At 43.2% G+C, this 12,904-nt stretch carries 17 protein-coding genes; 1 reads left to right on the top strand and 16 read right to left on the bottom strand.

From position 1 onward, the window contains the following. The first annotated feature begins 22 nt into the window (after positions 1-22). Positions 23-1,219 (top strand): pyridoxal phosphate-dependent aminotransferase, encoded by a 1,197-nt coding sequence (locus VM802_RS25285; RefSeq protein WP_325535925.1) that lies wholly within the window; start codon positions 23-25, stop codon positions 1,217-1,219. A gap of 667 nt (positions 1,220-1,886) precedes the next feature. On the opposite strand, the gene carA is transcribed toward VM802_RS25285, so the two are convergent. The 16 genes from carA to rplF form a co-directional block, all read right to left on the bottom strand. Beyond that, the gene (gene carA / locus VM802_RS25280) at positions 1,887-3,008 is read right to left on the bottom strand and encodes a glutamine-hydrolyzing carbamoyl-phosphate synthase small subunit (protein WP_325535923.1); all 1,122 of its coding nucleotides are present in this window, start codon (positions 3,006-3,008) and stop codon (positions 1,887-1,889) included. A 135-nt stretch (positions 3,009-3,143) separates the two neighbouring features. Further along, positions 3,144-3,869, bottom strand: a complete 726-nt coding sequence (locus VM802_RS25275) for a hypothetical protein (protein ID WP_325535921.1) — start codon at positions 3,867-3,869, stop codon at positions 3,144-3,146. Positions 3,870-4,080: 211 nt separating this feature from the next. Continuing rightward, positions 4,081-4,572, bottom strand: coding sequence for a 50S ribosomal protein L17 (rplQ, locus tag VM802_RS25270; protein WP_414647126.1), 492 nt, complete (start codon positions 4,570-4,572; stop codon positions 4,081-4,083). 109 nt (positions 4,573-4,681) lie between these two features. Continuing rightward, complete coding sequence (locus VM802_RS25265; protein ID WP_325535919.1) at positions 4,682-5,677, bottom strand: DNA-directed RNA polymerase subunit alpha; 996 nt, start codon at positions 5,675-5,677, stop codon at positions 4,682-4,684. Between the two features lie 67 nt (positions 5,678-5,744). Continuing rightward, on the bottom strand, positions 5,745-6,350 hold the full coding sequence (rpsD, locus tag VM802_RS25260) for a 30S ribosomal protein S4 (RefSeq protein ID WP_325535917.1): 606 nt from the start codon (positions 6,348-6,350) through the stop codon (positions 5,745-5,747). Between the two features lie 155 nt (positions 6,351-6,505). Further along, positions 6,506-6,907: a 30S ribosomal protein S11 gene (rpsK, locus tag VM802_RS25255; RefSeq protein WP_127044295.1), complete on the bottom strand. Its 402-nt coding sequence runs from the start codon at positions 6,905-6,907 to the stop codon at positions 6,506-6,508. Between the two features lie 109 nt (positions 6,908-7,016). Beyond that, positions 7,017-7,397, bottom strand: coding sequence for a 30S ribosomal protein S13 (gene rpsM / locus VM802_RS25250; RefSeq protein ID WP_325535913.1), 381 nt, complete (start codon positions 7,395-7,397; stop codon positions 7,017-7,019). 60 nt (positions 7,398-7,457) lie between these two features. Beyond that, complete coding sequence (gene rpmJ / locus VM802_RS25245) at positions 7,458-7,574, bottom strand: 50S ribosomal protein L36 (RefSeq protein WP_073083232.1); 117 nt, start codon at positions 7,572-7,574, stop codon at positions 7,458-7,460. A 67-nt stretch (positions 7,575-7,641) separates the two neighbouring features. After that, positions 7,642-7,860: a translation initiation factor IF-1 gene (gene infA, locus VM802_RS25240; protein WP_012789309.1), complete on the bottom strand. Its 219-nt coding sequence runs from the start codon at positions 7,858-7,860 to the stop codon at positions 7,642-7,644. 149 nt (positions 7,861-8,009) lie between these two features. Next, positions 8,010-8,810, bottom strand: coding sequence for a type I methionyl aminopeptidase (gene map, locus VM802_RS25235; RefSeq protein ID WP_325535901.1), 801 nt, complete (start codon positions 8,808-8,810; stop codon positions 8,010-8,012). A 140-nt stretch (positions 8,811-8,950) separates the two neighbouring features. Continuing rightward, on the bottom strand, positions 8,951-10,291 hold the full coding sequence (secY, locus tag VM802_RS25230; RefSeq protein WP_325535899.1) for a preprotein translocase subunit SecY: 1,341 nt from the start codon (positions 10,289-10,291) through the stop codon (positions 8,951-8,953). A 78-nt stretch (positions 10,292-10,369) separates the two neighbouring features. Further along, positions 10,370-10,816 (bottom strand): 50S ribosomal protein L15, encoded by a 447-nt coding sequence (rplO, locus tag VM802_RS25225; RefSeq protein WP_325535897.1) that lies wholly within the window; start codon positions 10,814-10,816, stop codon positions 10,370-10,372. Between the two features lie 127 nt (positions 10,817-10,943). Then, positions 10,944-11,129 carry a 50S ribosomal protein L30 gene (gene rpmD / locus VM802_RS25220; protein WP_325535895.1) on the bottom strand — a complete coding sequence of 62 codons (186 nt, stop codon included), beginning with the start codon at positions 11,127-11,129 and terminating at the stop codon, positions 10,944-10,946. 99 nt (positions 11,130-11,228) lie between these two features. Then, positions 11,229-11,747: a 30S ribosomal protein S5 gene (rpsE, locus tag VM802_RS25215; protein WP_325535893.1), complete on the bottom strand. Its 519-nt coding sequence runs from the start codon at positions 11,745-11,747 to the stop codon at positions 11,229-11,231. 53 nt (positions 11,748-11,800) lie between these two features. After that, positions 11,801-12,154: a 50S ribosomal protein L18 gene (gene rplR / locus VM802_RS25210; RefSeq protein ID WP_325535891.1), complete on the bottom strand. Its 354-nt coding sequence runs from the start codon at positions 12,152-12,154 to the stop codon at positions 11,801-11,803. Between the two features lie 88 nt (positions 12,155-12,242). Continuing rightward, positions 12,243-12,797 (bottom strand): 50S ribosomal protein L6, encoded by a 555-nt coding sequence (gene rplF / locus VM802_RS25205; RefSeq protein WP_325535889.1) that lies wholly within the window; start codon positions 12,795-12,797, stop codon positions 12,243-12,245. Positions 12,798-12,904: the final 107 nt, after the last annotated feature.

Below are 12,904 nucleotides of genomic sequence, written 5' to 3'. Positions count from 1 at the left end.
GCAAAAGAATCAAAACAATTTTATGCCTACTATCAGCCAGAGAGGCGTGCAAATGCCGCCCTCTCCCATAAGAAAACTAGTTCCTTTCGCAGAAGCAGCCAAGAAAAAAGGAAACCGGGTATATCACCTGAATATTGGTCAGCCTGATATTGAAACGCCCAAGCCTGTGCTGGATGCAGTGCGCCATTCCGACTTCAAAGTGCTGGAATACAGTCACAGTGCTGGTAATGAAAGTTACCGCCGGAAACTGGTGACCTATTACGAAAGATTCAATATCTCCTTAAATCATAACCAGATCATTGTTACCACTGGTGGCTCTGAAGCTATTCTCTTTGCACTTATGGCCTGCCTTGATCCGGGAGATGAAGTGATTATTCCTGAACCATTCTATGCCAATTACAATGGTTTTGCTGTGGAGGCAGAAGTGAAGATAAAGACCATTACGTCCAGCATAGAAACAGGATTCGCACTGCCTGCAATGGCGGATTTTGAAAAAGCAATCACTCCCCGTACCAGGGCTATCATGATCTGTAACCCGAATAACCCCACTGGTTATCTGTACAGCCACGAAGAAATGGAAGTATTGAAGCAGCTCTGTCTGAAGCACAACCTGTTCCTTTTCTCAGATGAAGCCTACCGCGAATTTTGCTACACCGGCCAGCATTTCTCTGCCATGAACCTGGAAGGAATGGAGCAGAACGTGATATTGATGGATACAATCTCCAAGCGTTACAGCGCATGTGGAGGCCGTATTGGTGCATTTGTAACAAAAAACCAGGAAGTGCTGGATGCAACGATGAAGTTTGCACAGGCTCGCCTCAGCCCTCCCTCTTTCGCACAAATTACCGGCGAAGCCGCAGTAGATTTGCCTGCTGATTACTTCGATGCTATAAAAGCCGAATACCAGAGCCGTCGTGATCTGCTCGTAAGCAGGCTGAATGCTATTCCGGGTGTGTTCTGTCCAAATCCAGGTGGTGCTTTCTATGCTATTGCACGACTGCCAATTGATGATTCAGATAAATTCTGCCAGTGGATACTGGAATCCTTTGAATATGAAAAACAGACGGTGATGATGGCGCCGGCTACCGGTTTTTATGCTACCCCTGGTTTAGGTAAGAATGAAGTCAGACTGGCTTATGTACTGAATACCGCTGATATCAGCCAGGCTATGGTATGTCTGGAAAAAGCGCTGGAAGTATATCCTGGCCGTGTAAAATAAAATTCACCATCGACAAAGAGATTAAATAATACATTATAAATAATTTTATATATCATATTTTAATCAAAAAGCCATTTTTTAAATGAACCATGTTGCTTTTTTGATATTTTATTTTGTATATTTGATTCAACAAATCGAACAAAGACGAAAATAAACAGAATATAAAAATATTTACATATACGATAGCTTGCAAAATCTAAACTTGTTTAAGAAAAATTTAACCTGTAGAATTTCGGAGAACGTGTTTTTGATGCGACCTTTGAATTGAATTTACAGGGATGATTTATCAGTCATCTGTAAAAAGTCTAAGAATAACTAAAACGTTTTAGCAAAATATCGTATTTTTGTATCAGTTTTTCATAACGTGGAATTTATAAAGGCAAACGGCTCTGATCACAGAGCCGTATTTTTTTGTTTATATCTCAGTATTTTCCTCTTCTAACGGTACATATTCCCCGCTCAGTTCACTTCACTCAAAATTTTCAGCAACTGATTTCACAATAACACATCTTTTTTTTATAATATTGTTATGTAATAAAACGGCGGAAAAGCTATCGCCTTGTTGCATAGCAATTTCGTTTGTTTTCATAACGTGGAATTTTAAAATGCAACGGTCCCGATTCCTCGGGACCGTCTCAGTTTATAAAACAGTATGTTGAAGCGATAATTATACGCCAGCCGGCTTATGTGCCTTGATCAATTCAAAAAAGTCATCAAACAGATAACGCGAATCATAAGGACCAGGTGTACTTTCCGGGTGATATTGCACCGAAAATGCCGGTTTATTTTTGATACGGATGCCTTCCACAGTGTTATCATTCAGGTTGATGTGCGTTACTTCCACATTTTCGCTGGCAGCAACTGCTGCTGCATCCACGGCGAATCCGTGGTTCTGTGTAGTGATTTCACATAAACCTGTCTTCAGGTTCTTCACCGGGTGATTCAAACCGCGATGACCGTGGTGCATTTTATAAGTAGGGATATCATTAGCCAGCGCCAGGAGCTGATGGCCGAGACAGATACCAAACATAGGCTTCTCTGCAGCCAGGATCTGCTTTACAGTATCAACAGCATACTTCAACGGTGCCGGATCACCAGGACCATTGGAAATAAAGTATGCATGGGGCTTGAATTCTTCGCATACCTCAAACTTAGTATCTGTAGGAAATACCTTCAGGTAAGCACCTTTTTCAGAAAGACATTTCAACATATTCCTTTTCACCCCATTATCCATTACTGCGATACGGATCTCGGCAGCCGGATCACCTACAAAATAGGCTTCCTGGGTAGATACTTCCTGGCTCAGCGCGAGCCCTTCCATAGAAGGCACCTTCGCAAGCTCTGCCTTCAGCTGCTCTACATCCAGTATTTCGGAAGAGATGATACAGTTCATGGCGCCCTTGCTACGGATATGAGATACCAGTGCACGGGTATCCACATCATAAATAGCTACCAGGTTATTGTCTGTCAGGAATTTCTCCAGTGACTCGTCCGCCATTTTCCTGGAGTAATTACGGGCAATGTTTTTAGCAATCAGACCACTGATCTTTACACTGTTGCTTTCTACGTCCTCTTTTTTGGTCCCGTAGTTCCCGATATAGCAGTTGTTCATGATAAGTACCTGTCCTTTGTAAGAAGGGTCAGTAAACACTTCCTGGTAACCCGTCATACCGGTATTGAAAGCCAATTCACCGGCGGCAGTGCCAATTTTTCCAAAAGCTTTTCCCTGAAAAACCGTACCGTCGTCTAACAGCAGTATGGCAGGTTGGATGGTTCTTGTCTGAGGCATTTCTGGTATCTGTTCTTGTTTAATATTTTAAAAAAAACCTTCAAGGGTTTGCAGCCCTGAAGGTTCGGATAAAAAACCGTGCAAAGTTATGAAATGCAACAGTTAAATACAGATTTTTTTTACCAGTCACCGCAGCTATTTAATTTTTACAGATTTCAATACCCTTCTGGCCACCTGTTGCCCGACTTCATCATCATCCCGGTAACTGATATAAATCTGCCAGCGGCTGCTTTCCCGTACCATCATCAGGTTACAGAAAGCAAGTTTGATGGCACCTTTATAAAGATAGCTACCTTCCTCTAATACCCCTTGCATACCGGAGATTAATACCGGCACTGATTTGCAATGAATGTCCGTTACTTCCCGGCTGTTCTGCAGGATGTGATGTGAGGCTTCCACAGCAGTAGCCAGGTTATTCGTTATATCCTGTCGATAGCTCCTCATATTTACAGTGATCAGAATACCGTTGCCGTCCTCATTCCGATAACTTTTAGCATACTCGGTCATGTTGGCTTCTTCTTTCTCAAGTGGCTGGTCGTGAATCCACAATTTCACCGGTGTGCTTATTTCCAGGGCCTGTCTGCCAATAGTTGCTGTGTGCCAGTTATTGTACAAATAGTTCTTGGGAGCCTTTGCATAAAAAAGCGAGTATACAGCACGTTTACCAAAAAGTGAACCAGCAGTAGCCATTAGTAGAATGACAATGGAAAAGAAGAGAATCAGCTTTCCCCGGTTGACGGGCTGGAATTGTCTTTTCATCCAGACAGCTGCTGCATTAGGTTTTTTCTCTTTAATGGAGATACCTACCACCTGTTGGTACTCCGCAAAGGATGCCAGCGGACTACGCAGACGCCATTCCATAAAATTATGCGGTAGCTTTTTACCGCAGGCGCTGCAAAAAGTGAGGTATTCAGATTTAATTGGGTTAGCGTGGGCACACCCATCACACACAAGGTATTTCATAGGAAGACAATTATAGGATCACAGCATAATATTACGAAATTTATACATTTAAATATATAAAAAAAGGACAACGCTTTGCGTTGTCCTTCCCTTGTATCGTAATCTCAGACTACTCTGCTGATTTTTCTTCAGTTGTTGTAGTGTCAGCAGCTTTAGCTTCATCAGCTCCAGCTTTTTTCTTGGCACCACCAGCACGACGGGTTTTCTTAGCAGGAGTTTTATCTGTAGATGTACCGTAGATTTCGTTGAAATCAACCAGTTCAATCAGTGCAACTTCTGCATTATCGCCCACACGTTTACCAAGTTTAATGATACGAGTGTAACCACCAGGGCGGTTAGCTATTTTCTCACTGATCACACCGAACAGTTCCTTGATAGCTTCTTTGTCCTGCAGGTAGCTGAACACGATCCTGCGGTTGTGAGTAGAATCGTTTTTACCTCTTGTGAGCAGCGGTTCAACATATACACGCAGAGCTTTCGCCTTAGCGAGAGTAGTGGTGATACGTTTGTGGCTGATCAATTCGCAAGCCAGATTAGACATCAAGGCTTGGCGGTGGGAAGCAGTTCTGCTTAATTTGTTTAATTTAACTCCGTGACGCATGACATTTGTTGTTTTACCCTTGCACCGTGTCAGGAATTGCAAGGTACTTATGATAAAAAATCAGGTTTTAGCAGCCAGCTAAACGCTGAAGGCTAAAACCTGTAAAAAATTATTCCTCTTCCAGTTTCAGTTTAGACAGATCCATACCGAAGTGCAGACCTCTTTCACCTAATACCTGTTCAATTTCGCTCAGGGACTTCTGACCGAAGTTTCTGAATTTCATCAGTTCTTCCTGTTCGTACTGTACCAGTTCGCTCAGGGAGTTGATTTTAGCGGCTTTCAGACAGTTGAATGCACGTACGCTGAGATCGAGATCTTCCAGCGGTGTTTTCAGTATCTTACGCAGCTGCAGTGTTTGTTCGTCTACCACATCTTCCTTCTCAGTGTCTTTGGTATCAAAGCTGATGTTCTCATCAGTGATGATCATCAGGTGCTGGATCAGGATACGGGAAGCCTGTTTAACAGCTTCTTCTGGATGTATAGTACCGTCTGTAACAACCTCCATGATGAGTTTCTCATAGTCGGTTTTTTGTTCCACACGGGTATTTTCTATGCTATACTTTACGTTTTTGATTGGAGTAAAGATAGAGTCAATGGCGATGTAGCCGAATACTGCATCCTTGGGTTTGTTTTCCTCTGCCGGAACATAACCACGGCCTTTACCGATAGTCAGTTCGATATCCAGCTTGGCTGAAGGGTCCAGGGTGCAGATCAACAGTTCAGGATTCATAATCTGGAAAGCACTGGTAGCTTTCTCGATCATGTCCGCACGGAATTCTGTTTTACCCTTGATGGACAATGTGATCTTTTCGTTCGTTACATCGCTTTCAGAGATCTTCTTGAAACGAACCTGTTTCAGATTCAGGATAATCTCAGTAACGTCTTCAGTAACACCTTTCAGTGTAGCGAATTCGTGATCAGCACCTTCAATCTTAATACCCACAATGGCATAGCCCTCCAAAGAAGACAACAGTACGCGACGCAACGCATTACCGATAGTCACAGCATAACCTGGTTCTAATGGACGGAATTCGAATTGAGCTTCAAAGTCAGTAGACTTCTGCAAAACGATCTTATCAGGTTTCTGGAAATTTAAAATTGCCATTGATATGATAGATTTATGAGTTTAAATATGAAGTTAGTGCACCACAATTGCGGTGCACTAATATTTATTACTTAGAGTACAATTCCACAATCAGTTGTTCCTTGATATTCTCAGGAACGCTCTCTCTCTCAGGATAAGCAATGAATACTCCTTTCAGTTCTTTCTCATTCCAATCGAGCCAGCTGAATTTAGGATTTTTTCCACGTATAACGCTGGTCAGTGCGGTATTGTTCGCAGTCCTGTTTTTCAGGCTGATAACATCACCTGGTTTCAGCTGATAAGAAGGAGTGTTAACCACGATACCGTTAACGGTGATGTGCTTGTGAGAAACCAGCTGACGGGCGGCAGGACGGGAAGGAGCGATACCCAGACGGAAAACCGTATTATCCAGACGGGCTTCCAGTAATTTGATCAATACCTCACCAGTAACGCCTTTTCTACGGTTAGCTTCGTCAAACAGGTTGCGGAACTGACGCTCCAGTACACCGTAAGTGTATTTTGCTTTCTGTTTTTCTCTCAGCTGCAGAGCGTATTCACCTAACTGTTTACGTTTGCGGTTCGCGCCGTGCTGACCCGGAGGGTTGCTGTTTTTACCTAAATACTTACCATTACCTAAAATGGGTTCGCCAAAAATTCTGGAAATCTTGGTCTTTGGGCCTGTATACCTTGCCATGATTGAAATTTACTTAGATTTTTTAGTTAATGATGTATGCTCTTCAAAAAATCTGAAAACCTGATCATACACCCAATTTATAAATAATATACTACAAATTCCAGATACCCGATTTCGCTCGAAATCAGGCATCTGGAAAATGTTATATAGAATTCCTATACTCTTCTTTTCTTAGGAGGACGACAACCGTTGTGTGGTAAAGGCGTAACGTCTTTAATCATGCTCACTTCGATTCCTGAGTTAGCGATAGCGCGGATAGCACTTTCGCGACCAGCACCGGGGCCTTTTACAAAAACATCTGCTCTTTTCAGACCGGCATCCATAGCAACTTTAGCAGCATCCTGTGCAGCCAGCTGAGCTGCATACGGAGTGTTCTTTTTAGAACCTCTGAAGCCCATTTTACCAGCAGAAGACCAGGAGATAACCTGACCATGCTTGTTGGTAATGCTCACGATGATATTGTTAAAGCTAGCGGAGATGTGTACATCGCCGTAGTTGTCTACTTTTACTACCCTTTTCTTATTAGCAGCAGTTTTTGTATTATTTGCTTTTGCCATAATTATTTAAATTCCAAATATGAAATTCCAGATCCCAAATTATCGACCATCACTGTCTTTGAAACCCCTCTGAATCGGAAAATGGGATTTCAACCTGGGATTTTATTTATTATTTCTTAGTTGCTTTTTTCTTACCAGCCACTGTCTTACGCTTACCTTTACGGGTACGGCTGTTGGTACGTGTACGCTGACCTCTAAGCGGTAAGCCTTTCCTGTGACGCAGACCGCGGTAGCAAGCGATATCCAGCAGACGCTTGATATTCATCTGTACTTCAGAACGCAGCTGACCCTCAACCTTAAACTCGCCGTTGATAATGTTACGGATGGCAGACTGTTCATCATCATTCCAATCCTTCACTTTCTTGCTAACATCAATTTCCGCCTTGTTCAGGATATATTGGGCGGTAGAACGGCCTATACCGAAGATATAGGTGAGGCCAATTTCTCCTCTTTTATTTTTAGGAAGATCTATACCGGCTATACGTGCCATATTTATATTTTAGATTTTATGATTCTGACTAAAAAATCAAATTCCGTTAAGGGGAACCGATTAACCCTGGCGCTGTTTGAAACGAGGGTTCTTTTTGTTGATTACCAACAAAACACCTTTCCTACGAACTATTTTACAATCCGCACTTCTTTTTTTGATTGCAGCTCTTACCTTCATGATTATTATTTTATAAAAGGTTATATTTTTTGTTAAGTTATACCAACCCTGCTTATCCCTGCCCCTCTTACTTGTATCTGAAAATTATACGGCCCCTTGACAGATCGTACGGGCTCATCTCCACTCCCACCTTATCTCCTGGCAGAATGCGTATGTAGTGCATTCTCATTTTTCCAGAAATGGTGGCCAGAATCTCATGCCCGTTTTCCAGTTTTACACGGAACATAGCGTTCGACAAGGCTTCTAATATAATTCCATCCTGTTTAATGAGTGCCTGTTTTGCCATAAAAATTTTTAGGACTGCAAAGATAGCATTTATCTTTTGAAATAGAAAAATTTCCCGTGATTATTATTATTATTGCCAGTTTTATGCTTCCTTACCCAATCTTTTCCTCCCTATCCACTCTAATATTATATAAATAATCTATCGATAACTTAATAATTTGTATTCAGTTCGGGATTATTCTTCTCTGCCTCTTCAATTCCTGTAAAAGAAGACAAAATATCTGCTTTTGCTTTTCCTACGGCAACTGTATGCTCATAATGCACGGAAGGACTCTTATCACGGCTGGCTACAGTCCATCCATCCTCCAGATACTCCACATCCTTTGAGCGCAAGTTAATCATTGGTTCAATAGCAATCACCAATCCTTCCTTCATCACCGGGCCACTACCTCTTTTACCATAGTTGGGAACCTGTGGGTCTTCATGCAGATGCCTGCCCAGGCCATGACCTACCAGCTCTCTTACCACACCATACCCGCGCTCCTTCTCAGTATACTCCTGGATAGCATAGGAAATATCACCAATACGGTTACCTACCACCGCTTTCTCAATGCCCTTATACAAAGCTGCCTTTGTTGCGCTCATGAGACGGCGTACATTCTCAGCCACATTGCCAATAGCAAAGGTGTAAGCACTATCAGCATGAAAACCGTTCATATAAACACCAACATCCACCGTGAGGATATCGCCGTCTTTCAGTACGTATTTGTTAGGAATACCATGCACCACTTCCTCATTCACAGAAATGCAACAGGCATTCGGAAATCCTTTATAGTTTTTGAAAGAAGGCGTTGCGCCATTCTCCACGATGAACTTGTCCGCCACTGCATCTACTTCCAGCGTGGTCATGCCCGGTTTCAGCGCTTTGGCTACTTCTGCCAATGCTGCGCTCAACAGCTGGGCACTCTTACGCATCAGCTCTATTTCTTCCTTCGTCTTATAATGAATCATTTCAAATCAGCTTTTAGCAGCAGGCCCCCTGTTCCGGGAAGGCCAGGAAAGGCCGCTCATAACTATAAAAGAAAGATAGCCACCAAAGCATGGGCTTTTGTGGCTATTTAATGTTTTTGCACACCAGAGCGGGCAATTACTTATGCATTAGCCGGTGCTGTTCTGCCTTTGATCCGGCCTGTGCTCATGAGACCATCGTAGTGGCGCATCAGCAGCTGACTTTCGATCTGTTGCAAAGTATCCAGGATAACACCTACCATGATCAGCAGAGAAGTACCACCGAAGAAAGTAGCAAAGTTACTGTTCACCTTGAAGGCAGCAGCCACGCCCGGAAGTATACCCACCAGCGCCAGGAAAAATGCCCCGGGCAGGGTGATACGGTCCATCACAGCGCCAATGTAATCAGCAGTGGATTTACCAGGCTTTACTCCGGGAATGAACCCGTTATTACGTTTCATTTCATCCGCCATCTGAGTCGGGTTGAAAATCAACGCAGTGTAAAAATATGTGAACACAATTACCAGTACCGCATAGATGAGGTTGTACCATCCATTGGTGTGATCACTGAAGATCCTGATAAAACCGGAAGCGCTTTCGGAAGAAGTAGCGAAACCGATCAGTGTTGCAGGAATAAACATGATAGCCTGGGCAAAGATAATAGGCATTACACCGGCTGCATTCACTTTGAGCGGAATGAACTGGCGTACACCACCATATTGTTTGTTGCCAACGATGCGTTTAGCATAGTTTACAGGTATTTTGCGTGTACCCTGAACCAGAAGGATCAAACCTACTGTAATCAGGATGAATACTGCGAGTTCAATCAGGAAGAGGATAGGCCCACCAGCACCAGCCACCTTACTGTAGAATTCCGCGATCAACGCCTGAGGCAGACGGGCAAGGATACCCATCATGATGATGATGGAAGTACCGTTACCAATTCCCTTATCTGTGATCTTCTCACCCAGCCACATTACAAACAGGGTACCTGCCGTAAGCACGATGGTGGTCGAAAGCCAGAAAAAGAAAGTACCGTATTCAGGGATAATAGCGCCACCGGATTGATTACGCAGGTAAGCCACGTAAGCACTTGCCTGGAAGCCAGTAACCACCACTGTAAGTATACGGGTATACTGGTTGATTTTCTTGCGGCCGCTTTCTCCTTCTTTCTGCAGTTTCTGGAAATAAGGCACTGCTATTGTCAATAACTGAATAGCAATTGATGCGGAAATGTAGGGCATGATACCCAGCGCAAAGATGGAGGCTCTTGAAAACGATCCACCTGCAAACATGTTAAACAGCCCCAAAATCCCCTGGTTAGAGTTTTTCTCAAAGTTGGACAGGGCGTTTGCATCAATTCCAGGTAAAGCTATATAGGATCCAACACGGTAAATGAGGACCAGGAGTAGGGTGGTTAAGATGCGATTACGCAGATCTTCAATACTCCAGATATTCTTAATCGTTTCGATAAATTTCTTCACAGGAAGATAAAGGTTTAATAGCGCTATTAAATATGAAAAGACGCACTACTCCGTAGGCGTCTCCTCAGTCGTAAAGTCTTATACCAGTTCTACTGACCCACCTGCTGTTTCGATGGCCTGTTTAGCTTTCTCACTGATAGCGTTCACTTTAACAGAAACCTTGCTCTTCAGTTCGCCGTTAGCCAGAACTTTAACTTTGGCGGTTCTGTTGATCAGGCCGTTCATGAACAGATTCTCCAGATTGAATTCCTGCAGACCGTATTTTTCAACTAAATGGTCCAGCTGGCCCAGGTTGAAGATTGTATATTCTTCCCGGTTATTATTTTTGAAGCCACGCTTAGGCATACGACGCTGAATTGGCATCTGGCCCCCTTCGAAACCTCTTTTGCTGGAGTAACCAGCACGCTGCTGGATACCTTTGTTACCTTTCGTAGAAGTTCCACCTTTACCGGAAGCCTCACCACGTCCAAGACGTTTTTCCTTATGTACAGCGCCTTTAGCAGGCTTTAATGAATGCAGATTCATGATTTAATTGTTTTTACTTACGCGGAAATTAACCGCTCGCATTTAATGTTAAAAATATCTTCAGTAAAGATACAAATGTAAATGTAAGATTATCAAAGGACAATCCCACAGCAGTGTTACTTAATTACTAAGCTTTCACTTCTTCTACCTTTACCAGGTGGTCTACTTTACGAACCATACCCAGGATCTGAGGAGTTGCTTCTACTTCAACAGTAGCGTGCATTTTAGTCAGCCCCAGCGCCTTTAAGGTCAGTTTCTGCCTTTCAGGACGGTCGATACCACTTTTCACTTGAGTGATCTTAATCTTTGCCATAAATCCCTATCCGCCGGAAAGCGGAGTAATTTAATTGTGAATGAATGAGTTTCAAAATCTCCCGGATAAATATTCCTGCCGGCAGTAATTCCTACAGAATTAACCGTTGAATACTTTCTTCAGAGATACGCTTCTGGTTCTTGCCACGTTGATTGGCTCACGCAGCATACCCAACGCTTTGAAAGTAGCTTTTACCACGTTATGCGGATTGGCAGAACCCAGGGATTTAGCCAGAACGTCTGTGATACCTGCACTTTCCAGAACCGCACGCATGGAACCACCGGCGATTACGCCCGTACCGTGTGCAGCTGGTTTGATCAATACTTTGGCAGCGCCTTCTTTAGCAAACTGATCGTGAGGGATAGTACCGTGCATTACCGGAATCTTGATCAGATTCTTCTTAGCATCGTCTATACCTTTAGTGATTGCTTGCTGTACTTCTTTAGCTTTGCCAAGACCGTGTCCTACCACACCGTTCTCATTACCTACAACAACCAGTGCGGAGAAACTGAATGTACGACCGCCTTTGGTAGTTTTGGTAACACGGTTGATCGCAACAACTTTCTCTTTCAGCTCCAGATCACCGGCCTTTACTTTATTGAATGAATTCTTTGCCATTTTATTTTATAAGAATTACTTGTTCAGAATTATAAAAATTCGGACCCCTGTGATTAGAACTGGAGACCACCTTCTCTTGCGCCGTCAGCTACGCTTTTAACGCGGCCATGGTATAAATAACCACTTCTGTCGAAAATGCAGCTGGTGATACCTAATGCAACTGCTTTCTTAGCAACTGCGTTACCAACCAGTTTGGATTTCTCAGATTTGGTTCCGGCCTGCGCTTTGATATCCTTATCACGGGAAGAAGCAGATGCCAGTGTCGTACCATTTGTATCGTCGATCAGTTGCACATAGATATCGCTGTTACTGCGAAATACAGATAACCTCGGTGCTTTTGCAGTACCGGAAATCTTTTTACGGATGCGGTAACGGATCTTCTGTCTCCTGTTAACTTTTGTGCTCATTTTTGAGTTTGTTTTATGATCCCGATGCTGCCGGGATACTGTTAAAATTAGCTAATCAGCGCCGGGCTGACTAGCTAATTAAAAATTTTTATTTACCAGCCGATTTACCAGCTTTCTTACGTACCACTTCATCACTGTAGCGAACACCTTTACCTTTGTAAGGCTCTGGTTTACGCAGGCTGCGGATCTTAGCAGCAACCTGACCCAGTAACTGGTTGTCGACACCTTCCAGCATGATCTTAGGGTTCTGACCTTTTTCTGTCAGTGTATTAACCTTCAGTTCTTTTGGAATTTCGATAACAATATTGTGAGAGTAACCCAGAGACAGATCCAGTAACTGACCGCTGTGAGCCGCTTTATAACCAACACCCACAAGTTCCAGCTGCTTCTTGAAGCCTTCTGTTACACCCAGAACCATATTAGCCAGCAATGCGCGGTATAAACCGTGCAGCGCTTTGTGACGGATCTGGTCAGTTGGGCGTACTACTGTTAAAACGCCGTCCTTCACCTCTACCTGAATATCCCTGTCGATGCTCTGTTTCAGCTCACCTTTAGGACCTTTTACGGTTACTTCATTGGCCGAGGAAACAGTAACTGTAACACCGCTAGCCAATTTAATAGGACTTCTACCTATACGTGACATAACTTCTGATTAAAGTTTATTGATGATATTGTTTACAGGTTATCCGTGTTCAGCGCCGTATAGAAAGCTTAATTGTCAGATAACCTCAAGACGAATAACTGGTCGGA

This window comes from Chitinophaga sp. (genome assembly GCF_035538455.1).
Taxonomy (GTDB): Bacteria; Bacteroidota; Bacteroidia; order Chitinophagales; family Chitinophagaceae; genus Chitinophaga.
The sequence above is the reverse complement of the archived record's forward strand: the minus strand, read 5'-3'. Positions and strand labels throughout refer to the sequence as shown.